Below are 23661 nucleotides of genomic sequence, written 5' to 3' on the forward strand. Positions count from 1 at the left end.
CTGTTCCTTTTAGTCTTTTATCAAACCAATTTCACGTAAGCGCTGCATTAGATAGTCATCCGCTGTAATAGGTTCATCTCGCTGCGGATTTTCATCCGAAATGCAGCTTTCCAGCGGTGTGATCATCACATCCGGATTAAAATGTAAAAAGAAGGGTATTGAGTAACGCGACTTTTCATTAAATGGTGCAGGTGGGTTAACCACCCGATGCGTTGTCGATGGCAGCACATGATTCGTTAAGCGCTGCAGCATGTCACCCACGTTACAAATAATAGCACCTTCAATAATCGTTACCGGCACCCAGGTGCCGTCTTTCGCCAGCACTTCTAAGCCAGGTTCACGCGACCCCACCAGGAGTGTCAGAACGTTGATGTCTTCATGCGCACCAGCACGAACCGATGGCGTATCTTCATCAATAATAGGTGGATAGTGTAAAGGCCGCAAAATTGAATTGCCGTTATTCACTTTGTTGCGGAAAAAGTCTTTCGGCTGACCCAGGTAAACGGACAGAGCTTCCAGCACCTGATTACCCAGGTTATCTAAAGCCGCGTAAATAGCCAGCATATCGTCTTTAAACTTAGGCAGCTCTTGTGGCCAGACGTTTGGCAGTAATTGTGGGTATGCGGGCTCCCCTTCAATTTCACGACCCACATGCCAGAACTCTTTTAAGTCGACATGCTTGGCGTCTTTAGCCACTTCAGTACCAAAGGGCGTGTAGCCTCTGGCGCCGCCCTGACCCGGGCGGTGATATTGTTTTTTTACATCTTCAGGTAATGCAAACAATTCACGACAGGTATCCAGTGCCCGTTCAATAAGCGCGGTATCGACTCCGTGCTGGGTTAAGGCAATAAAACCGTATTTTTCGTAACCATTACCGACATCTTGAGTAAAAGCATCAAAATCATTCTGATAACGGCGCATATCAACGTGCGGGATAGACTGCATGGTGAATTCCAACTTCCTGAAAGAGCTTAGTGAATAGGCCGTTATTGTATGAATTTTCGGGTTAAATCACAAGTTAGCAAGGAGCCGCTTAACCGGGTTAAAGCCTTTACGGTGTATAGGACAAGGCCCGTATTTTTCTAATAATTCCAGGTGCTTGGGCGTACCATAAGCTTTGTGCTTATCAAATTCATACTGTGGGTACAATTCATGCCACTTAAGCATCTGCCTGTCCCGCTCAACTTTCGCTAAGATTGAAGCAGCAGCAATGCACTGTTCGCTGGCATCCCCGCCAACAATGGCTTTTGCCGGTACATTCAACTCCGGAACCCGGTTACCGTCCACCAGCACCATATCGGGTTTTACCGGCAGTGCTTCCACGGCTCGCTGCATGGCTTTCATTGACGCCCAGAGAATGTTAATGGCTTCTATTTCGTCGGGGTCAGACTGAGCAATAGTCCAGTACAGTGCTTTTTCTTTTATTTCCAGACTCAGTTTTTCACGCTTTTTCTCGCTCAACTTTTTTGAGTCGTTAAGCCCTTCAATTGGGTTGTCCGGGTCTAAAATGACAGCTGCTGCCACAACCGGCCCGGCAATAGGTCCTCGACCCGCTTCATCTGTACCACAAATCATTGACACTTTTTCACCTTGTTCGCTTTGTTCCACCTTACAATAATGGTTATGATACCTGCGCATAATAATTAGACCAATAAAATAACAACCAGGGGTTTCACCATGGCTCAATCTCCACAACCAGACCGTTCGCAAAAGGAAAAGCCGGACAGTCTGTTAAATCGCCTTCTAGATGGCGTTGAAAAGGTCGGTAATAAACTACCCGATCCCGCCGTCATGTTCTTTGGCTTATTAATCATTGTCTGGGTAATGTCGTGGCTATTGTCCGGCGTGAGCTTTGATGAGAAACACCCGCTTACGGGTGACTCTATTGGCGTAATCAACTTATTAAGCGGAACCGAGTTTACGGCTTTTCTTGCCAATATGGTTGATACCTTTATGGGGTTTGCGCCCCTGGGGGTTGTGCTGGTAGCTATGCTGGGTGTCGGTGTAGCCGAACGCTCGGGCTTTATTAATGTTGCCATTAAACTCATGTTGAACGTTACGCCGAAAATGCTGCTGACCCCAGTTTTGATTCTGGTTGCTATAGTCAGTCATACGGCAGTTGATGCAGGCTACGTTCTGGTTATTCCTTTAGGTGGTGTTATTTTCTACGCTGCCGGCAGACATCCGCTGGCAGGTATTGCTGCAGCCTTTGCTGGTGTTTCCGGTGGTTTCAGTGCCAACTTCGTACCTTCGGCTATTGATCCGTTGCTGCAGGGCTTTACTGAAAGCGCCGCACAAATTATTGACGCCGACATGCAGTTAAATCCACTGAACAACTATTACTTTACAGCCGCTTCGTCAATTGTCGTCGTTGCCATTGGCTGGTTCCTGACGGACAAAGTGGTTGAACCCCGTTTACGCGGTGCCGAAATTGATGGTGACGCCGAAGATATGCCTACACTAGACGACGTATCCCCACGTGACCGCAAAGCATTTTATGCTGGCGTAATCACCATGGCGGTAGGTTTAGCTCTGTTGTATTTCTCAGCAACGGCTGAAAATACTCCTTTGGCTGACCCAGCGACCGGTGAATTGGCATCCTACTCCGCACCTCTTATGGGTATGATTGTACCGCTCATTTTCCTGCTGTTTATTATCCCGGGTATTGTTCACGGTTATGTGTCCGGTAACTTTACCAACTCACAGGATGTTATCGGCGCAATGACTAAGTCAATGGAAGGCATGGCCTACTACATGGTTATGGCCTTCTTCTGTGCCTTATTCATAAAAGCGTTCGGAGACTCACAACTCGGAACTTTAATTTCCGTAAAAGGGGCGAACTTCCTGGCCAGCTTAGAGCTGTCCGGTGGAGTCACTATGGTCGGTATCGTTTTCTTAGTGGCTTTTATTAACTTATTTGTAGGTTCAGCATCGGCTAAATGGGCGCTGATATCCCCTATTTTTGTGCCTATGCTAATGCAGTTAGGTTATTCCCCCGACTTAACTCAGGCGGCGTATCGTGTAGGTGATTCATCCAGTAATATTATTACGCCGTTGTTGCCTTACTTCCCGCTGGTCGTTCTTTATTGTCAGCGCTATGTTAAAGGCACAGGCATAGGTACTTTAGTGGCAATGATGCTGCCCTATACTGTAGCGCTCTTAATACTATGGTCTGCCTTCCTTATTCTCTACTGGACTCTTGGCTTTCCTCTGGGTATCCAGGCAAATTACGTTTACCCTGCGGGCTAAATATCTGAATTTAAACTCGTATGAAAAACCAGTGAGTCACCTTAAGAAAGGTGGCTCACCGCATTTACGACATTCGTCGCCCCTTCGTCAATCTCTTCTATCAAGCTTTTCACTTTTTCAATTTGCTCTTTGCTCAATTCTGCCATCTTTTGAATATCATCTATCGAAGTCGATATTGCATGCGAGACCTCAGAACTGCGTTCCATAACGCCGGAAATTTGACTGGTTGCCTGTGTAGTACGTGACGCTAAGTTTCTTACTTCATCTGCAACAACGGCGAATCCTCGTCCGTGTTCTCCGGCTCTGGCCGCCTCAATAGCTGCGTTCAACGCCAATAAATTCGTTTGGTCTGCCAGACCGTTAATCGTTTTCACAATATCCTCGATATTGCGAGCCTGCTCATGAAGCTGTTCAATAACTTCATCTGTTTTATTACTTCTCGACAAAATCTCATTCGAAGTTTCTACAGAAACCTCAATCGAGGCTTTACCATCTCTGACGATAGCAGCCGTTTGCTGTGAGGTAGAATAAGCCACTGCAGCAGCTTCCGCTGTTTGCTGAGCTTTCACCACGCTGGCCGTTACGTCACTGGCGAATTTAATAACTTTTGTCACCTGCCCATTCTCATCAAAAATGGGGTTTAGCTGGCTTCAAGCCAAATCGCCTCTCCATGCTTACTCAGGCGTTTAAATTGCCCTGTTTTAAACTGGCCATTACTCAGTTCTTTCCAAAAGCTGGGGTTTTCATCATAAAACGCCTGTTCACAAAACAGGCTGTGATGACGCCCTTTAATTTCATCTGCCCGGTAACCTATTGTGTCTAAAAAGTTCTTATTGGCACGAAGAATCTCGCCCGATGGAGAGAATTCTATTGTTGCCATAGACTTATCAATTGCAGTGCTAACAGCTATCTGATGTTCTAACTCCAGAACTTCGCGAGTCACATCTTTCGCTATTTTAGTTATATATTCGACCTGCCCCTCTGAGTTTTTAATCGGAAAATAAGAAGCCTCCAGCCATATAACGTTGCCGTTGTTACAGAACCTTTTAAAGCGGCCATGGTGAGATTGCCCCTGCGCCAGTTGTTTCCAAAAGTTCTGGTACTCCGTGCTTGTTGCATAGTTCTTATCACAAAAGATTTTATGGTGCTTTGATACTATCTCGTCAAGCCTATAATCCATGGCTTCCAAAAACAGGTTATTCGCATTTATGATGTAACCTTGAGGGGTAAAATCAATTCGAGCGATATTACCGTCAATAGCGTTTATCAGTTGCTCGTATTCACTCAGCTCTTTATGGGTTTGTGCAAGCTGATACTTCGTTTTTGAGCCAAACATGGGGCTTTCCTACTCATAATAAATAAAAAATATTATGAGAAGATACGCTCAGCAAAATGATTCAGGATCATTTGTGAGCGTTTTATTGAGTGGGAATTCAGATAAATCTAAATATATCAATGACTCGCTGATGGGATTTTTTTACTTCTGCTAAGCACTCCAGGCAGGATTCCAGGTTACTTCCCAAATATGTCCGTCTGGATCTTTGAAAAAACCACCGTAGCCACCCCAGAACAAATCCTTCGCCGGCTTGAGGATATCAGCACCTGACCTTTCCGCTTCCATCATAACCTCATCAACCGCACTGCGCGAATTGACGTTATGGCTTAACAATACTTCATTTGCCGCACGGGTAACTTCAACCCCCATTTCTGCAGCAATACTTTTACGTGGCCATAAAGCCAGTCTGAGCCCACTAGGTAACTTAAAGAACACGACGGTACCATGCTCAAACTCTTCACCAATAATGCCATCGGTTTCCCAACCCAGGCCGTCCTGATAAAACGCCAATGAACGTTTCAGATCATCAACACCTAAAGTGATCACACTAATACTGGGGTTCATAGAACATCTTCACGGTTAACGCTAAAATCTTGCTATGTACTCTAATCAACATCGATACTCGGGTCAAAGCATGGATAAAGAACTGCTAAACAACTATAAAAATACGAATTATTGGTTCGCCGTTGGAAAAGAGACGCTCACTTTGACGATAGGTCAAAAGAATAATGACTTTGACCGTTTATGTGAGCGTCTTCGTCACACTACAGGCAGCTTTATCACAGCCTTTAACCCACAAAGTCAACTGCTTACAAACTCCGAAAATAAGAGCAGAAATAAGCAATTAGCGACTCGTTTAGAACAAATGACTGAAATTTACTGTTTTTTAGGAGAAGGTCAGGACCGCGACAAACAATGGCCGCCGGAAGCCAGTTTTATGGTCTTAGGTCTCAAGAAGAAAACAGCCATTGACCTGGCACGAGAGTACCAGCAAAATGCGCTGGTCTGGATTGAATACCAACAAGCTGCAGTACTCATCGACGTATGAGTTAAGGGGTCACCATGCCATCACACCATAGCCGCTGATAAACAAGCCTTTATTTATGCGATCATCGCCGTACTTTTATGGTCAACGGTGGCTACCGCATTCAAAATAACCCTGCAGTACATGACCCCATTGCAGATGGTTACTGCTGCCAGTAGTGTTTCTTTTGTCATTCTAGCGCTGGTCTGCCTTATTCAGAAGAAAACCAGCGAATTAATACTCGAGCTACGTAAAATGCCCTTGTATTACCTGCTCATGGGGCTTATTAATCCACTCATTTATTATCTGGTGCTTTTCCAGGCTTATAAACTGCTGCCGGCTTCCGAAGCTCAACCACTCAATTACACCTGGGCCATTGCCCTTAGCATTATGGCCGCTCTGTTTTTAAAACAAAGCATACGCCGTCGCGACTGGGTTGCCTGCGCCTTAGGTTATTTTGGAGTATTGGTTATTGCCACACGAGGTAATGTGCTGGAGCTTAGCTTCAGTGATCCCTGGGGCGTTACGCTGGCGTTAATTTCCACTTTCTTGTGGGCTGGCTACTGGATCCTGAATACGCGCCGTAACGCCGATTCTGTTGTTAGCTTAGTACTTTCTTTTGGCTTGGCCTTACCCATACTTATTGTCGCCAGCTTCATATGGAGTGACTGGTCGGCAATACCCTGGCAAGGCTGGGCAGCGGTAAGCTACGTAGGCTTATTTGAAATGGGAATAACCTTCCTATTCTGGTTAAAAGCCATGAAAACAGCCACCAATACGGCACTTATCAGCAACTTAATTTTTATTTCGCCGTTTATCTCGCTGTTGCTGCTCTCGGTCGTGATTGGCGAAACCATTTATCCAAGTACGCTAGTTGGGCTTATGCTTATTATTTTCGGACTGTTAGTTCAACGCATTCACTTTCGGCGTAAGCTTAAGCCATAGCTTTATTCACAATCTCATCAGCGGCTTCTTTGTCATCTTCATCCGGCGACGGACCATCACCAGCACCATTTTCTCCCGGGGCTAAAGCAAGCTCCGTCAGTAATGGAAAATGATCTGACCCAAAACCCGGTAAACGAGTCATTGAAACCAAAGCAAAATGGTGGCTGTGGAATATATGATCCAACGGCCAACGGGCAAACCAGTATTCCGCGTGGAAAGTATTAAACATGCCACGCCCAATACGAGGGTCTAACAAGCCACTAAGTTTGCGGAAAAGAAGCGTCGTGCGCGACCAGGCTACGTCGTTCAAATCTCCAGTGACTATAGTCGGATATTTCTCCGGCTCAACCCGACGAGCGACCAGCACCAGTTCAGCATCCCGCTCTTCCGACTCTTCATTTTCAGAAGGGCTGGGTGGCGCAGGGTGCACAAAATGCGCTTTTACTTTCTGCCCGCAAGGCAGCTCAATAAAACAATGTACCGACGGTTTATCGTCTTCAATCAGATACTCAACACTGACATCAGACAAAGCATAACGAGAATACACATGCATGCCATAGAGGTTATCCAAAGGTACCTTTACCGTATGCGGATAATCCGATTCAATCGCATCCAGCTTCTCCTGCCACCAGTCATCAGATTCCAGCGTGACCAGTACATCTGGCGTAAAGTCATGAACAAGCTTTAGCAAACCATCACTATTATGGTTAGGAGTAAGAACATTCGCGGTCATAATGCGCAAGCGCCCGTTAGCATTCCCCGGCCGGACAGCTTCAACTTCCTTAGGGAAGAAAAAGGTATAAGGCACAACCCACCAGAGCTGACAGACCAGACAACCAATAATCAGACCCAGCGTCACCGCAGTGATTGAACTCCAGTCACGTATAACAACCAACCCCACTATGAGCAAGGCAGCTAATAACACCGACAGCTGTAAACGCGGAAAGTCCAAACCACGTATCCACCAAACTTGCGCTCGGGACAATGGCGCGAGGGTAAGTACCAACAGTAATACCGCCAAGGAAAGATAAATAATTTCAAACATGCTGGCTCTCGATGCTTCTCAGATAAGAAAACAATAGCACAGCTGCAAAGTATAAGGTGAAAGGAAGTGTTAACGCTCCTACGGATAGAGCGCTCCGCTTGGAGTCAAACCCCTCTGATACAGGAGCCGCAACGAGCTCATCCATGAGGGCTTGACGAAGGCCATCCATGGCCTTCGACACTCCTGTATCAGAGGGGTTTAACTTCAGGCGCTACGCCCACTATCCGTAGGATCTGCTAGCTTTATTTAACTTACTGAACGCAGATGTAGATAGCCAGAAACAAAAAAAGAGTTAGGTGTAAGTTAAGAAACTGTGTGACGCCAAGGATGGCGTCACCCAAGCCCCCATGGAGGGGTTCACGGCGTGTTTCTTAACTTAGCCTAACTCTTTGTTTCTGGCTCAGCCTCTATCTCAGACCATATTTACCAGCATGCTGGTTGGGTCTTCGAGGTATTCCTGCCAGAGTTTGTTGAAACGGGCAATGGTACCGCCGTCGATAATGCGATGATCGCCTGACCAGCTTACCGTCATTATCTTACGGGCTACCACATTGCCGTTGGCATCAAAGCGCGGTAGCTCCTGCACCTTACCTAAAGCCACAATCGCGGCTTCCGGCTTGTTGATGATAGGAGTTGCCACAGTACCGCCAATAACGCCAATATTTGAAATGCTGATGGTACCGCCTTTCATATCGGCTTGTGGCAACTTGCCTTCGCGCGATGCCTGAGTCAGACGAGTGACTTCATTGGCTACATCGATGATGCTCTTGTTTTGCACCTGCTTGACGTTAGGTACTAACAGGCCAATTTTGGTATCAACGGCCATACCAATGTTGTGGTCATCAAAGTAAGTGATCTCAGTACAGTCTTCATTCACCTGTGCGTTCATCACAGGGAATTCCTTCAGTGCCAGCGACAGAGCTTTAATGAAGAATGGCATTACCGTTAAACGAATGCCTTTCTCTTTGTATTGCTCTTTTAGCTTTTCACGCAATGCGATTAAATCAGTAACATCAAACTCATCGGCGTAGGTGAAATGCGGAATCGTACTGACCGATTTCATCATTTGCTTAGCCATGGCAGCTTTCACACCGCGTATCGCTTCGGTACGAGTCCCGCCGCTAGTAGCCGCTGCTTTCTGCGATTGCTGGCTATCGCTTGGGGCCGCTGACTTCTGCTCACCCGATTTAAAGGCTTCAATATCTTTCTTCAGAACCCGGCCTTTCTTACCTGAACCTGGCACTTCAGCAATGTTAATATCGCTCTCACGTGCCAGACGGCGCACTGCCGGGCTGGCAATGGCTTTGCCCTGACGCGCTTTCGCTGGTGGCTCAGCTTCTGCTTTTGAGTCCGATGGCGAAGTCTTAGCGTCGGGGTCAACATGGCTCTGTGGGGCATTTGAACCAAGAGACTGAACACCACCAACTGGCTTCAACGCAAACAACGGTTTGTGTACTTCCGCAATATCACCTTTTTTGTGATACAACTTAACCACGGTACCGTCGTCTTTAGCAGGAATTTCAACTGTTGCTTTGTCCGTCATAACTTCAACAACCGGCTGATCTTCTTTCACTTCGTCGCCTTCAGACACCAGCCATTCAACGATTTCGCACTCAACAATACCTTCGCCAATATCAGGCAAAATGAAGTCGGTTGTATCGCCGTTGCTTGAGGTTTGTTTTTCCTCTGTTTTCGGTTCTTCTTTTTTAGACGGCTCGCTTTCTTTAGCAGGCGCCTCATCAGAAGATCCGTCAGCTGGCTTTATTGCAAATAACGGTTCGTGAACCTTGGCTATATCACCTTTCTGGTAATACAGTTTTTCCACAATGCCGTCGTCTTTGGCCGGGATCTCAACCATAGCTTTGTCGGTCATGACCTCAACTACGGGTTGGTCTTCTTTAACTTCGTCACCTTCGGCAACCAGCCACTCAACGATTTCGCACTCTACGATCCCTTCGCCGATATCGGGCAGAATAAAGTCTTTACTCATGTCGATGGGTCCTTAGTAATTCATTGAGCGTTTGATCGCTTCATAAATCTTCAAGTGATCAGCCATGTACTCTTTCTCGTGACACAGCGGATACGGTACGTCGATACCGCATACTCGACCAATTGGTGACTCCAGATACAGAAAGCATTTGTCCTGAACTGTTGCCGCAATTTCGCTGGCGAAGCCACCGGTAATAGGTGCTTCCTGAGTGATCACCAAGCGACCGGTTTTTAAAACCGATTCTGTAACAGTTTCAACATCCCATGGAGAAATAGTACGCAAGTCAATTACTTCGCACGAAACGCCGTCTTCTTCGGATTTTTCCACCGCTTTTTCAATCATTTCCATCTGCGCGCCCCAGCCAAGAACGGTAATATCTTTACCTTCTTTGACCACGTCGGCTTTGCCTAATGGAATGGTGTATTCTTCTTCTGGAACATCGCCTGTTGAGGCGCGGTACAACCGCTTAGGTTCCATAAACAAGACCGGGTTTTTATCAAAAATGGCGCTCAACAATAACCCTTTAGCTTCGTACGGGTTACGCGGGGTCACAATTTTAATACCTGGCGTATGCGCAAAGTAGGCTTCCGGAGACTGTGAGTGGTAATGACCACCGGCGATACCACCACCGTACGGGGTACGAATGGTTAAACCACCCACGTTGAACTCATTACCTGAACGATAACGGAACTTGGCCGTCTCGTTCACGATTTGGTCAAACGCCGGGAAAATGTAGTCGCCGAACTGAATTTCGGCAATGGCATAACTGCCTTGAGACGCCAGGCCATTAGCAAAACCAATAATACCCTGCTCAACCAGTGGGGTATTAAAGTTACGGTGCTTGCCGTATTTCTCAGTCAAGCCTGAAGTGGCGCGGAATACACCGCCAAAGCCACCGGTATCTTCACCAAAACTGTATACGTTGTCATGCTTAGCCATCGCCAGGTCTAGCGCGCTGTTGATGGCCTGTAGTAAATTCATTTTAGCCATTAGTCCAGTCTCCCCGACGTTTTACTGTAGGCATCCGGGTATTTACGGATGTGCTCTTTTAACTCGTCTAACTGCTCTTTCAGCATGTCAGTCGGTTCGTCGTAAACATCATTGATCAGTTCATCAATGTGCGGGACCGGCACTTTTTCTGACTCTTTTAAGGCTGCCAGAACTTTAGCTTTCACTTCTGCATGATGTTCTTCGATATGGTCTTTATCCAACCAGCCTTCGTTCATCATCCATTTCTGTAAGCGATCAAGTGGATCTTTCGCCTGCCAGTCAGCTTCTTCTTCACGGGTACGGTAACCGGTAGGATCATCCGACGTTGAATGGCCTGACATGCGATAGGACATGGCTTCAATCAAAACGGGTTCGTTTTCTTCTACAGCCAGACGACGTGCTTCCTGAGTGGCTTTCAACACAGCAAAAGCATCGTTACCGTCGATACGTATGGTTTTCATACCGTAACCAATACCACGAGGTGCGATACCATCGCCGCCGTATTGTTCACCTTGCGCCGGAGTAGAAATAGCATAACCATTATTACGGCAGAAAAAGATGACCGGAACTTTATAGACCGACGCCATGTTCAGAGCGGCATGGAAATCACCTTCCGACGCTGCACCTTCACCAAAATAGCAGATGGTGCACTTGTCGGTTTTATCCATTTTCTGACCAAACGCATAGCCGGTTGCCTGTGGAATTTGAGTTCCCAGCGGCGAAGAAATGGTCATAAAATTCAAGTCAGCACAGCCGTAATGAACCGGCATCTGGCGGCCTTTACCTAAGTCTTTCTCGTTGGAAAACAGTTGATTCATGAACTGCTCAACGGTAAAGCCACGGTAAGCCAATGCGCCCTGCTCGCGGTACTGGCCCATGATCATGTCGTCGGCATCAAGTGCTGCCGCAGAGGCCACACTTGCTGCTTCTTCTCCGCGAGAAGCAAGATAAAAGCTAATACGGCCCTGACGTTGAGCGGCAATCATGCGTTCATCAAGAATACGGATAAATTGCATGGTGTCGTGAATTTTCACGATCAGCTCTTTATCGTATTCCGGCATGTCGGCATTTTTATGAAAACTGCCATCTTCTTTTAAGATTTGCAGCATTGGAATTGTGACTGAGTCTTTATCAAACCATTTCGGCTTTGTCACAATTTCTGTGTCGTGTTTTTTATCCTTGACCATAACCTTCTCTTTCGGTTTTAAGCTGGGTTGGAAATTGCCGCTACTTTACCTTTACGTAAAGTGACATGCAAACCACTCCCTAATGAAAACTGAGTGCGCTAAGTGTAAATAGAAACGAACAGTCTTAACAAAGTTCGGCAACTTAGGCTCAATAATTTCAGACTAAATCGAGCGACTCTGTGGGTACTCTAACCACAGTTAATAACGCTCGGTGCCCCAGCGCCACTTTGGCATTAGGGAAAATAATATGTTCACCGTCATGCTGCGCGTAACATGCCTTGTCACCATCCCAGGCCAGTAACTCCCCTTTATTAAAAGAGGTGAAGTTAGCCACATCATCCGCAAAGTTTAGCTCAAAGTCAGGTTGCGTGCGGTTAATGGTTTGTGCTTCTTTGAACACATAGTGTTGTTCTGGCTCAAAAGGACCAAAATCCAGCTCCGTTTGCGAAAGTAAGTTGCGTAAAGAGGTTTCAGCTGCGGCAAACTTAGTCCTGTCATTTTCGCCAAATGGACGGACTTTACCCAGCTCAACGGTAAACGCATGGGCACTAAACTGACGTGCGCTAAAATATGAAAATGTCGTTGTCGGCGCCTGATTTAATAATACCGTATCAACGCCACAAGCCAGCAAAAACTGAAGCTGTTGGCGGCTGTAAGGTGCGCCATGGGTAAACGGATAAACGGCAAATTTCTCACGTTTAGAGTCGCGAATGGCAGTATGTAAGTCATAATGAAAACGTTCGCGGGAACCTTCCGGAGCCGATTGGTAGAAACGCTCTACATAGTTTTCTATCTTTGCTGCTCGCCCGCGTTCTTTATTCTTCGTACTGCCTTTACTATGCTCGCCACTAAACAGCCGGTTCATGTTCTCTTCAACAAACCGCTCACCTTTGTTTATTGAGGCTGGATTTGCAATTAAAAACAGCGTGCGGTGCGTTACTGTCTGCTTTTCATCAATAATGTCATTAATGATATCCCGGCATATTTCGATAGGAGCAGTTTCATTGCCATGCACTGCACAGGATAACACAATATCCTTGTGTCCCGGATTAGCCGGCAAAACTTCTAACACTCCGCTATCCCAGACCGACAGTTTCGTGCCATTGCTCAATGTTAAGTCATAACTTTCGTCACAACCCCACTCATGTTCACGAGTCCAGGCCAGAAAATCAGAAAATACCTTATTCACAACCTTCTCCTATTATTTTTTTCCCGGCACATAGCCTTTCGTTGCCAACAATTCACGTAATACTCGTGAGCGATATTCACGACGATAAAGCACGGCGACGACCACAGCGCTTGAAGCAATTAAGATGACGGGATGCAGAAACCAGGATAAATATGCCAAAGCAAAATAATATGTGCGCAGACCTTTGTTGTACTCATGCCCGGACTGATCCAATACTTTTGCCGCGTGCATAGCAAAACGCCGACGCTCTTCTTCTGGTTTATTGCCCTGATGATACTCAACGGAAGCTCCCAGCAGTACAGACACAAAGCCGAACTGACGAATAGACCAGGTAAACTTAAAAAAGGCGTAGATAAAGATAATGGCTAACACCGACAGTTTAAACTGCACCAAAATAGAACTGGTATCGGGACTCATCGGAATTTCATTTAGCACCAACACAACTTCATCGGCATGCGCTAAGACGGTAATAACACCGGCCAGAACTAAAATGGTAGAAGAGGCGAAGAAGGTTACAGTGCGCTCGACATTACCAATAAGTGACGCGTCAGCAACTTGATTTTCTTTGTGCATGACAGTGGTAAACCAGTCAATTCTTAACGAGCACAGAATACTCGACAGACAATGCGTGGTTCGGGCTCGTTTGCGGGCAAACAATGAATAGCCTATCCAGCAGAAAAAGAAAAATAGCAATGCGGCAAAATCAAGAAGCGACAGCAACATGTCAGCGTTTCCTCTGGAGTGTTCGGTTATTAATAATTTAACAGTTTAGAATAGTTAGTTTACCAGTTTATGACGAACCATACGATAAAGCCGGAGACTTAGCTCCGGCTTTCTTTCATTTGCTCAAGCACTTAGTAGTGTTCCAGTGCCTCTTTGGTACTCATATCTTTAGGTTCAGGCGGTGTTGCCAGCCCATACCAGGACAACATGGTACGCATTCCTCGCTTAGTATCAGCCAAAATCAAGTACAGACAAGGTATTAACAGCAAGGTAATAACCGTTGCGAAAATAATACCGAAGGCCAGTGATATTGCCATTGGTATCACTATTTTAGCCTGCAGACTCTTCTCCAGCACTATCGGAAGCAAACCGAAGAAAGTCGTTAACGAGGTTAAGGTTATTGCACGGAAGCGACGACAACCGGCATCCAGCACGGCTTTACGCAAATCCGTGCCCATTTCCCGGGCTCGGTTCACGTAATCGACCATGACCAGACTGTCATTCACCACAACCCCGGCTAACGCAATAATACCAAACAAGCTCAAAATGCTGACCGGCATGCCAATAACCCAGTGGCCAATAACCGCACCAATCATACCGAAAGGTATCACCGACATAATAATTAATGGCTGGCTATAGGATTTCAGCGGAATAGCCATTAACGCATAGACAGCAAACATTGCCAGAAGACCACCAATTGCCAGCGAGCCCGTTGCTTCGGCTTCGTCTTGAGTGGCGCCTTGCAACTGGAAGCCAACGCTCGGGTATTTATCCAGAATTCGCTGGATTTTCTCTTCACGCACTTCTTTAACGACCCGGAAAGGCTCTACCTTGTCTTTGTCGGCACGCGCACGAACATTGACAGAGCGCTGACGGTCAATACGGGTAATGGTGCTGTAACCTTCGGCAAATTCAATATCTGCCAGCTCAGTAAACGGAATTTCAGAACCATCCGCTGCACGCAGCTTCATATCCTGTAAGTTGCCAACCGACTCACGCTGGTCTCGAGGATAGCGAACCATGACTTTAATTTCTTCGTCGCCTCTTTGTATACGCTGTGCCTCTGCACCATAAAAGGCGTAACGAACTTGTGTTGCAAGCTCTGCCAGATTAATACCCATAGCCGTTGCTAAAGGTTTCGTCTGCAGCAAAATTTCTTCTTTACCGTCGCCAAAGGTATCTTCAATATCGAAAACGCCGTCGTAATCAGCCAGTTCCAGCTTCAACTCATCCGCAGCGGCTTTCAGTTCGTCCAGGTCTTCGCCCACTAACTGAAATTCAATATCAAAGCCACTGCCGCCGCTCATGCTTCCCTGAAAATTAAGGGCTCGCACTCCGGCCAGTTCGGGAACAGCTTCACGCCACTGGTTCACAATTTCAAACCCGTCTATCTGGCGATCTTCACCTTTTTCCAATTCAACAAAAACGGTGCCTGAAGTATTGCCGTTCATCCAGATATTAGTATGACGGACAACGGCTTCACCGTCGCTTTCTTTAATCCGACTGTTCACTTCATTGAGTGACTTTTCAACACTGTTCAGAACTTCAATGGTACGAGTTTCTGACGTTCCCGGCTGCATCTCCACGTTAGCCTGTACAAAGTCACTGGGAATATCCGGAAAGAATACCCAACGCACAATACCGCCACTCATCAACCCAGCCATTAGTATCAGTAAACCAACGAAACAGGCTAAAGTCGTATAGCGATAGTGCAGACACTTCTTAAGAAATGGACGATAGTAGTTTTCTACAAATGACTTAATTGCACCTGCAAATTTATTACGGAAGCGCTGAAACGCATTGGCTTTTTCACCTTTTTGTTTGGAGTACTTCATATTGGCGATGTGTGCTGGCAATATCAGTTTTGACTCCACCAACGAAAACGCCAGACAAAGAATAACCACCCAGGCAATAGACTCCCAAATAGCCCCCATGCCCCCTTCAACGGTCAACATAGGTACAAAGGCAACCATGGTTGTTAATACACCGAAGGTAGCCGGCATCGCAACTCGCTTAGCTCCGGCAATAACGTTATCGATACTTTTACCGTTTTCCTCTATTTCGGTATAGGCACTTTCCCCTATGACTATTGCATCATCCACCACTATCCCTAACACGAGTATAAAGCCGAACAGCGATATCATATTAATAGAGATATCAAACATCGGCAGCGGCATTAACGCGATAGTACCGAGGAAACATACGGGAATGCCTATCATGACCCAGAACGCTAAGCGCAGCTGCAAGAACAGCGACAACATGAGGAATACCAACAGTCCCCCCATCCACATATTGTTCAGCATTAAGTCTAAACGGCCTTGCAGGTAATAAGACGAGTCTCCCCATTGTGCTACCTGAACGCCGTCGGGCAGCTCTTCATTTTTTCTTTCCGTATAACCGCGGACGTATTCTGCTATTTTAAGATCGTTCTGATCGCCCACTGATTGTACGCGGACAAAAGTTGCCGGCTTACCGTCAAAGCGGGTATAAGACTCTTCTTCAATAAAACCATCTTCTACCTTGGCAATATCACCCAGGGTCAAGCGCGTGCCATCAGCACGGCTTAATAAAACGATTTTCTCAAACTCACCGCCAACATAGGCCTGGTTATTGGCACGCAATAGAATGTCACCATTGGGCGTTTTAATTGAGCCACCCGCAACATCAATTGAGGTTCCGCGAACTGCATCTACAATTTGCGAAAAGGTCAGTCCGTAGCGTTCAAGGTCCTGCTGAGAAATCTCAACCGAAATCTCATAATCACGGCTACCAACAACATCAACTTTCGTTATGCCGCCGACAGTCTTGAGCTCATCACGAACTTCCTTTGCCAGCTCTTTACGGGAGCGTTCATCCAGGTCGCCGTAAACCGACATCCAGATAACTTGTCGCTGTGGTCTTACCCGGTAGATATTTGGTTTTTCAATTTGCTGGGGAAAATTAGGAATTGCATCCACCAGCATTTTTACCTCGTCCATGACAACTTGTACGTCATAGTCAGGTTCAACTTCCAGAGTGACACTACCGCCGCCTTCTCGCGACTGAGAGGTCATCTCTTCAATACCATCAACATCTTCAATGGCATCTTCTATCAGCATAATAACGCCTTGCTCTACTTCCTGTGGAGCTGCACCGGGGAACGGCACCTGAATGCTGATAATATTCAGTTCAATTTCCGGAAACATTTGCTTGCGCACAGTGAACACTGACAGCGCACCCGCAACCAGAATAATGATCATCAATAAATTTGCGGCTACCGAGTTGCGTGCAAACCACGCAATCAGACCGGTTTGTTTTTCAGTCGTCATGATGTTTACCCGCCTACATTTTCAGAGTCTTCGGCTTCTTTATCGCCGTCTTCATCCGTTTTGGCCGTTGTTTCCATTTGCTCCGGCAGTGGATCGCCGGGCAAACGCACCTTCATACCCGGTAACGCGTTTTTCAGCTGCGTCAGCACCACTTTATCTCCACTTTCCAGTCCGGAGCTGATAAGGCTTGTATTCCCCTGAGTTCGCACAACCTCAACATCACGTTTTTCCAGCTCGCGACTCTCAGGAACAATCCAGACAGACCCATCAGGATTCAGCGCATAGGTAGGAACTTCAATAACTCCCTGAGCCGCAGTGCCCTCAACTTTAGCCTGAACGAAACGTCCATAGCGCAAAGGTATTGGATGTGTCTCTTCACCCAGGTTATATGGGTCAGAGACTTCTACGACACCATAGATAACCCGGCTGTTTTCATCTAAAACGCCTTCTGTACGAACCAGACGTCCCTGCCAGGTTGCCGACTCCCCGGAAACCATTGACTCTAACTGCACTCGAGGCGCTTCTTCAGCAACGGCCGGATCAAGAATATAAGTCATATCAAGGTCACTTAATGGCAACCGGACTTCTGCGGTACGGGTATCGAAAACCAGGGCGATTTGGCTGCCCGTTGACACAAACTGTCCCAGGTTAGCTTCTTTACTGCGAAGTACGCTGTCGTATGGGGCTTTTATGGTGGTCCGCTCTAAATCGCGCTCTGCTTTGGCGACGTTAGCTTCGGCTGACTCTACCGCCGCAATGGCACTGGCCAGTTGCGGTTTGCGTAAGCCCAGTTCGGGTGCATTTCCTTCTTTAAATGCCGACCATTCTTCTTCAGCAACTCGGGCACGCGCTTTCTCTTGTTCTAACTCGGACTGGGCCTGTAACAAGTTAGCCCGGGCCTGCTGAGCTGCAACCTCATAGTCAGACGGATCAACCTGAACCAGCATATCGCCTTTTTTGAAGAACCCACCGGCATGGTAATTCTCAGCAACGTCGACAATCTGTCCGGTCACTTCTGCAACCAGTGTGGTTGAGTGCTTTGGTTTTACCGTTCCCTGAGAATCAACGATAAAGGTCATGTCACGAGGGCTCACTTCCAGAATTTCAACCATCGCAGCGGGTTTACTTGTATCTTTCTGTTTTGGCGGCTCCGCAGACATGCTTGCAAGTATCGATAAAACGATAGCTCCAACAATAATTAACGGCGGAATAAAGGCTCGTTTTTTAAATTTCATTTTTTATTGTTCTCATAATTGGTTAACTCACAGCATTATTATTGCTGTTAATAATGTAAAATGTTAGACGTTAACTGTTGCCAGTTGTGTGATTCCGGCACTAAGTTGTAACTGACTGTTTCAGCCTTCAAGTAGCCAACGTTCCGCGGCCTCAACATAACGCGGTTTACCCACCAGCAAGACCACGTCCTGCGGTTGTAACTCGGTATCGCTATCAGGCTCCGGAATTTCCTCGTCGTCACGCCGTAAAGCCTTCAGTTGCACCTGATGCTTCTCCCAGTCTAATTCATCGATGCGTTTACCCGTCGCCCAGGCGCCTTCCGGTAAAGTTAAAGCACGCAAAAACTCAAGTTTATCAGCCAGTTCCGGCGTAATCTCAGTTTCATCCCCCTGGAAAAACCCATGCATTTCACCGTAATGGTTACGTCTTTCTTTATCCAGCCGCGCAAGAATACGGCGTATTGGAATGCCGCTGCGGCTAAGCACGTGCGAAATCAGCATTAAACTCGCCTCCAGTGTGTCCGGCACCACTTGCGATGCCCCGGCTTCCTGTAACTGAGTTAACCTCATATCGTCACGACTCCGTACAATAATGTAAGCGTCAGGGTTTAACTGACGAAGCTCTTTTAGCACTTCGAGTGCGCGCAGGTCGTCGGCGAAACTGATAATAATAAGATCGACACTCTCAGCTCCTACCGCCCGTAAGATGTCTTTTCGGGCGCTGTCACCAAAGTAGACACGAGCGCCACCGGCAACAGCTTCCTGAACTCGCATGGGATCATTATCTACAGCTATGTGAGTAATACCCTCGGCGTCTAAGAATCGACTCATGGTTTGGCCAACCCGACCAAAGCCGCAAATAAGTACCTGGTTTTCCAGCCCTTCATTGCCTGAAGTTCGCTGCTGCTCAATATCGACTAGAGGATCTGGGTGCCGAACAACCAGATTCACCAAAGATTTCAGGCGATGAATCACAATGGGCGTTATCGCCATACTCAATACACCAATACCTATCATACTGGTGACTATTTCTTTACTCAGTAGACCATGACTGCTTGCCAACGCGACGATAACGAAGCCAAACTCCCCCATTTGAAATAGCGAAATACCACTGCCCCAGGCATCTTCGTCCCGCTCGCCCATAAAACGTGCTACCGAGCTAATTAAAGCAATTTTAATAACGGCCATTACAATCAAAGCCAGCAGTATCCAGTGAAAATTCTGGACGAAACCATAGAGCTGAAGCTGCATGCCTATGGTCGTAAAGAACAAGCCCATTAAAATATCGCGAAATGGGCGAATATCGGCTTCCAACTGGTGTTTATACTGGCTTTCCCCCAGCATCATTCCGGCTAAAAAAGCACCTAACGCCATAGAAAGACCGAAAACATGAGTCATACCACCGGCAACCAGTGCGACCAGAAGTGTCGCTAGAACAAACAGCTCATCGGTTCTTTGCTTGGCTATTTCTTTGAATAAATAGGGTAAGACCCATTTGCCTATAGTCATGAGCACAGCAATAACGGCGGCACCCTTCGCCAGAGCCAATAATAAGGTGTAGCCAATGTTGCCATTATCGGAGGCCAGTAAAGGAATAATAATAAGCAGTGGTACCACCGCTATATCCTGAAACAGCAAAATGGCGACACTCATCTGCCCGCGACGAGTTGACGTCTGTGCGCTTTCTTTTAATTGCTTGATAACAACCGCGGTAGAGGACAGTGCCAACGCACCAGCAATAGCCAGAGATGCAGCCCATTCATCCAGCCAGATAAACCCGATAAGCAAAAAGATTAACAAGGAACCAAGAACCTGAGCCGCACCTAACCCGAATACCCACCGCCGCATCGCGATCATCTTCGGTAAGGAGAATTCAAGCCCCAGTGAGAACAGGAGCAAAACAATACCCAGCTCAGCTACCAGATGATAATCATCAGGATCAGCTATCCAACCCATAACATCCGGCCCGGCAATAATACCGGCAACTAAGTAAGCCAAAATTGCCGGCAATTTCACCCTTCTGAAGAGCCAGACAAGAATAACGGCAACCGCTAATAAAAGCAGAAGACTGGAAAATGTACCGTTCATTCATAAACTCCTGGATTTCTTTGTTTTTATGAGTGTCAAAATAGTAACACTCTTTTGTTTCAGAAAAACTAGCTCTTATAACGTTTTGTAAAATATAGCTTTTCTATTCTTGGCCTAATATTTGCAAATAAATTTTCAATTATCAAATTCAGGCAAAAAGGTTTGTCATGCTAAACAGAGCTGTAGCAAAAACTGAGAGTAAGGCAACTGAGCAAAAAACTCAGGCAATTATCAGTCAATTAACCTCATCGGCTGACTTGCAAAGTAAATCAACTCCGTTAACTGAACGGTTGCAGACATCTCTCGATTTGCATCAGGTATTGTCTATTTACGCAGAATACATGGTTCAGCGTCTACCGGTAAGTGCTCTGCAATTTATCTCTGATGACCAAATTATTAATTTGATTGGCGACTACGAAAGCCTTGAGAGCGAATACTCGGTAATGCTTTATGCCGATAAAGAATACTTAGGACAAATGGTTTACCAATTCAAACGTCAACCATCCTATGTTAATAAAGTGCGCCTGGAACAAATGCACCGACAGCTAACTTTCCCTCTGCGTAACGCTATAGAGTTTTCACGCTTAAGAAAAGTTGCGATACGAGACCATTTAACCGGCCTTGGCAACAGAGCCTTACTGGACGAAACTCTTGAGCACATCAGTGCACGTTTAAAGCGCGATAACAAACAGTCTCATATTGTCATGTTATTGGATATGGATGGCTTTAAAAACGTCAACGACCGTCATGGACACCAACAAGGCGACGAAGTACTGAAGCTGTTTGGCAATTTATTGCAACAGCAACTGCGCGATACGGATAGGGTATTTCGCTACGGTGGTGATGAATTCGTGTTAATACTGGAAAACACAAAGCCAGAACAAGCAGAAGACGTTTTTCTCCGTATTCGGGATGCGCTCAATAACGACATTAATCTTGCCACTTTTAATATTGGCGTTAGCGCCGGTAGCCTGGTTATGGAAAATTATCATAGCCCGCAGGATATTATTGATGAAGCCGACAGACGCCTTTACGCCGCTAAAGTAGCCGGCAAGAATCAACACCTGAGCTAACCCAGTTTGGCTCAGGTAACTGAAGACTGTCGAATTCTGTTTTCTCAATAACCTGGTAGCTGAACCAGCCAAGTCCGGCTACCCACACGTACTGAGCATTCAACTCAAGTATTGGTCGTCTGGCCCTTAACCATGGCGGAACTCCGGCCTGCTTCAGCCAGTCTTTCAGCTTTTTGCGTCCCTTACGTCCGGGTTTTGCGAGTTTTTCTGTAGTTAACGAGAAGGTTAATCTCAACTCACTATTATCCGCCAGCAGTCCGTCAGGCACGCTTAATGTACCCCATTCACCCAGATCAACATTAGCCTCAGCTAACCAACAATCTTCAGGTAATTGCCCGACATTGTTGTCGCACCACAGTGCGTATTGAAAGTAGCGCACACTGTAGCCATCACACTGAACCTGCATTTGGCTGTCGTCTGTTGCGCTTTGAGCTTGTAACCGAATTTGTTCCAGTTGCTCGTAACTGGGCAACGAATATTCTAGTTTTTGTAGCCAGGTTCGCAATAACGCTCGCTGCATAGCCGCAGACTGATCACTAAGTAAACTTAAAGGAAAGTGACTATTGTACTGCTGCGCTTTATCCAGCTTTTCCAGCAGCAACTCATCCATCACCTGCTGTTGCTCGGCACAAAGCTTTGCCGACCTCAGCACGCTATTCCCAAACTGAGGCCAGCGCTGTTCTAATAACGGCACCACTTTATGCCGCAAAAAGTTTCGCTCAATACGGGTATCGTAGTTTGTATCGTCTTCAATCCAGGTTAGCTTGTGTCGCTGCGCATAGCTTAAAATTTCTTCTTTACTCACACTAAGCAAAGGACGGCAGAGACGACGGTTGTCCACCCATGGCTGAATAGCGGCCATTGAGGATAAGCCTTTTGGCCCGCTGCCGCGTTTTAATTGCAGAAAAAAGGTTTCAATTTGGTCATTGCGGTGTTGCCCTAACAGCAATACCGCATCATCGTCGGTCAGCTCGGCCATTCTCCGGTAACGGCTTTCACGCCCGGCGGCCTCTTTGCTTTGGCGGTTTTCTATGGGCACATTAAGCGGTTCAAAAACTGTTTTTACACCATAGGCCTTAGCAGCATGCTCAATAGTCGATGACCAGTCAGCTGAATTGGCGTGAAAGCTATGATCTAAATGAATGGCTAAATACTGATACTGAGGGTTCTGCTGACGAAACCGCATGAGCAAATCGAGGATAGTTTGCGAGTCGGCCCCGCCACCAAGGGCAGCAACTAATTGCTGCCCCGGCTTTAATGCAAGAGACTCTAAGCTTTCACAAAACAGGTCGTAGAGACCATCTTTCATCATTGGTAATTAGCAGTAACCAAAAGACATGAGTTTACGATAACGCTGATCCAGCAGTTCCTCGTGGCTTAACCCCTGTAAGCTTCCTAAATCAGCAATCAGCTGACGCTTAAGGCGTACCGCCATTTCTTCCTGATGACGGTGTGCGCCGCCTAAAGGCTCAGGTATTACAGAATCAACCAGACCCAACTCTTTACTCCGCGCTGCGGTTACACCCATAGCTTCTGCTGCTAATGGTGCTTTGCTGGCACTTTTCCACAAAATAGAAGCACAACCTTCCGGAGAAATAACCGAGTACGTACTGTATTGCAGCATGTTAACGCGGTCACCGACACCAATAGCCAGAGCACCCCCAGAACCACCCTCTCCAATAACAGTGCAAACGATAGGAACAGTTAAGCGAGCCATAACTTTCAAGTTGCGCGCAATGGCTTCACTCTGACCGCGTTCTTCCGCACCAATTCCCGGATAAGCACCCGGTGTATCAATGAAGGTAACAATTGGCATTTTAAACCGTTCTGCGGTTTGCATCAGGCGTAGCGCCTTACGATAACCTTCCGGCTTTGGCATACCAAAGTTACGACGGATCTTCTCTTTGGTTTCGCGGCCTTTTTGCTGGCCTATAACCATAACCGGAGTGCCGTCTAAACGCGCAATACCACCAACAATCGCCTCGTCATTAGCAAAAGAGCGATCACCCGCCATTTCGTCAAACTCGGTGAATATCATGCGAATATAGTCAAGCGTGTAAGGACGCAACGGATGACGCGCCAGCTGTGCAACCTGCCACGCACCTAAATCAGAAAAGATTTTCTCTGTCAGTTCCTGACTCTTGGTGGTCAGTCGCTGCACTTCCTCTTCTAAGTTAAGATCCAGTTGCCCGCGGTTGCCAACAGACTTCAGTTCCTCGATTTGCGCTTCAAGTTCCGCAATAGGTTGTTCAAAATCCAGAAAATTAAGGCTCATTCGC

General features: G+C 46.7%; 20 protein-coding genes. 4 read left to right on the top strand and 16 right to left on the bottom strand.

Annotation, left to right across the window (positions count from 1 at the left end; genetic code table 11):
• Positions 1 to 9: 9 nt before the first annotated feature.
• Positions 10 to 945 carry an isopenicillin N synthase family dioxygenase gene (locus ACN0TF_RS04735; protein WP_417440973.1) on the bottom strand — a complete coding sequence of 312 codons (936 nt, stop codon included), beginning with the start codon at positions 943 to 945 and terminating at the stop codon, positions 10 to 12.
• Positions 946 to 1011: 66 nt separating this feature from the next.
• Entirely contained in the window at positions 1012 to 1686 is a 675-nt protein-coding gene (rnhB, locus tag ACN0TF_RS04740; protein ID WP_417440974.1) for a ribonuclease HII, read from the bottom strand.
• Here rnhB and ACN0TF_RS04745 point away from each other — a divergent pair.
• Entirely contained in the window at positions 1678 to 3249 is a 1572-nt protein-coding gene (locus ACN0TF_RS04745) for an AbgT family transporter (protein WP_417440975.1), read from the top strand. The genes rnhB and ACN0TF_RS04745 overlap by 9 nt on opposite strands.
• 41 nt (positions 3250 to 3290) lie before the next feature.
• Here the strand turns inward: ACN0TF_RS04745 and ACN0TF_RS04750 are convergent, their stop codons facing one another.
• From ACN0TF_RS04750 to ACN0TF_RS04760, 3 genes are all read right to left on the bottom strand, one after another.
• Positions 3291 to 3863 carry a methyl-accepting chemotaxis protein gene (locus tag ACN0TF_RS04750; protein WP_417440976.1) on the bottom strand — a complete coding sequence of 191 codons (573 nt, stop codon included), beginning with the start codon at positions 3861 to 3863 and terminating at the stop codon, positions 3291 to 3293.
• Between the two features lie 26 nt (positions 3864 to 3889).
• On the bottom strand, positions 3890 to 4585 hold the full coding sequence (locus ACN0TF_RS04755; protein ID WP_417440977.1) for a PAS domain-containing protein: 696 nt from the start codon (positions 4583 to 4585) through the stop codon (positions 3890 to 3892).
• Between the two features lie 150 nt (positions 4586 to 4735).
• Entirely contained in the window at positions 4736 to 5149 is a 414-nt protein-coding gene (locus ACN0TF_RS04760; RefSeq protein ID WP_417440978.1) for a VOC family protein, read from the bottom strand.
• Positions 5150 to 5219: 70 nt separating this feature from the next.
• On the opposite strand from ACN0TF_RS04760, the gene ACN0TF_RS04765 reads away from it, so the two are divergent.
• Both ACN0TF_RS04765 and ACN0TF_RS04770 read left to right on the top strand, forming a co-directional pair.
• Complete coding sequence (locus ACN0TF_RS04765) at positions 5220 to 5633, top strand: DUF3293 domain-containing protein (RefSeq protein ID WP_417440979.1); 414 nt, start codon at positions 5220 to 5222, stop codon at positions 5631 to 5633.
• Between the two features lie 60 nt (positions 5634 to 5693).
• Positions 5694 to 6554 (top strand): DMT family transporter, encoded by an 861-nt coding sequence (locus ACN0TF_RS04770; protein ID WP_268766516.1) that lies wholly within the window; start codon positions 5694 to 5696, stop codon positions 6552 to 6554.
• Here the strand turns inward: ACN0TF_RS04770 and ACN0TF_RS04775 are convergent.
• The 9 genes from ACN0TF_RS04775 to ACN0TF_RS04815 all read right to left on the bottom strand — a co-directional run bounded on the left by ACN0TF_RS04775 (position 6544) and on the right by ACN0TF_RS04815 (position 20309).
• Positions 6544 to 7599 (bottom strand): endonuclease/exonuclease/phosphatase family protein, encoded by a 1056-nt coding sequence (locus tag ACN0TF_RS04775; RefSeq protein ID WP_417440980.1) that lies wholly within the window; start codon positions 7597 to 7599, stop codon positions 6544 to 6546. The genes ACN0TF_RS04770 and ACN0TF_RS04775 overlap by 11 nt on opposite strands.
• 412 nt (positions 7600 to 8011) lie before the next feature.
• Complete coding sequence (locus ACN0TF_RS04780; protein WP_417440981.1) at positions 8012 to 9589, bottom strand: dihydrolipoyllysine-residue acetyltransferase; 1578 nt, start codon at positions 9587 to 9589, stop codon at positions 8012 to 8014.
• A 12-nt stretch (positions 9590 to 9601) separates the two neighbouring features.
• Complete coding sequence (locus tag ACN0TF_RS04785) at positions 9602 to 10579, bottom strand: alpha-ketoacid dehydrogenase subunit beta (RefSeq protein ID WP_011234915.1); 978 nt, start codon at positions 10577 to 10579, stop codon at positions 9602 to 9604.
• The gene (locus ACN0TF_RS04790; RefSeq protein WP_417440982.1) at positions 10579 to 11766 is read right to left on the bottom strand and encodes a thiamine pyrophosphate-dependent dehydrogenase E1 component subunit alpha; all 1188 of its coding nucleotides are present in this window, start codon (positions 11764 to 11766) and stop codon (positions 10579 to 10581) included. The genes ACN0TF_RS04785 and ACN0TF_RS04790 overlap by 1 nt, the downstream gene beginning before the upstream one ends.
• Positions 11767 to 11923: 157 nt before the next feature.
• On the bottom strand, positions 11924 to 12955 hold the full coding sequence (astE, locus tag ACN0TF_RS04795; RefSeq protein WP_417440983.1) for a succinylglutamate desuccinylase: 1032 nt from the start codon (positions 12953 to 12955) through the stop codon (positions 11924 to 11926).
• A gap of 12 nt (positions 12956 to 12967) precedes the next feature.
• Complete coding sequence (locus ACN0TF_RS04800; protein ID WP_417440984.1) at positions 12968 to 13678, bottom strand: DUF599 domain-containing protein; 711 nt, start codon at positions 13676 to 13678, stop codon at positions 12968 to 12970.
• 131 nt (positions 13679 to 13809) lie between these two features.
• Positions 13810 to 16986 carry an efflux RND transporter permease subunit gene (locus ACN0TF_RS04805; protein WP_417440985.1) on the bottom strand — a complete coding sequence of 1059 codons (3177 nt, stop codon included), beginning with the start codon at positions 16984 to 16986 and terminating at the stop codon, positions 13810 to 13812.
• 5 nt (positions 16987 to 16991) lie between these two features.
• A complete protein-coding gene (locus ACN0TF_RS04810; RefSeq protein WP_417440986.1) occupies positions 16992 to 18221 on the bottom strand; it encodes an efflux RND transporter periplasmic adaptor subunit in 1230 nt (409 codons plus the stop codon).
• A 120-nt stretch (positions 18222 to 18341) separates the two neighbouring features.
• The gene (locus ACN0TF_RS04815) at positions 18342 to 20309 is read right to left on the bottom strand and encodes a cation:proton antiporter (protein ID WP_417440987.1); all 1968 of its coding nucleotides are present in this window, start codon (positions 20307 to 20309) and stop codon (positions 18342 to 18344) included.
• A gap of 167 nt (positions 20310 to 20476) precedes the next feature.
• Here ACN0TF_RS04815 and ACN0TF_RS04820 point away from each other — a divergent pair, with 167 nt between their 5' ends.
• Positions 20477 to 21382, top strand: a complete 906-nt coding sequence (locus tag ACN0TF_RS04820; protein ID WP_417440988.1) for a GGDEF domain-containing protein — start codon at positions 20477 to 20479, stop codon at positions 21380 to 21382.
• On the opposite strand, the gene tilS is transcribed toward ACN0TF_RS04820, so the two are convergent.
• Together tilS and accA are read right to left on the bottom strand one after the other, a co-directional pair.
• Positions 21348 to 22694: a tRNA lysidine(34) synthetase TilS gene (gene tilS, locus ACN0TF_RS04825; protein WP_417440989.1), complete on the bottom strand. Its 1347-nt coding sequence runs from the start codon at positions 22692 to 22694 to the stop codon at positions 21348 to 21350. The genes ACN0TF_RS04820 and tilS overlap by 35 nt on opposite strands.
• A 6-nt stretch (positions 22695 to 22700) precedes the next feature.
• Positions 22701 to 23657 carry an acetyl-CoA carboxylase carboxyl transferase subunit alpha gene (gene accA, locus ACN0TF_RS04830; RefSeq protein WP_110013816.1) on the bottom strand — a complete coding sequence of 319 codons (957 nt, stop codon included), beginning with the start codon at positions 23655 to 23657 and terminating at the stop codon, positions 22701 to 22703.
• Positions 23658 to 23661 lie beyond the last annotated feature (4 nt).

The sequence above is a fragment of the Idiomarina sp. genome (genome assembly GCF_048265525.1).
Lineage (GTDB): Bacteria > Pseudomonadota > Gammaproteobacteria > Enterobacterales > Alteromonadaceae > Idiomarina.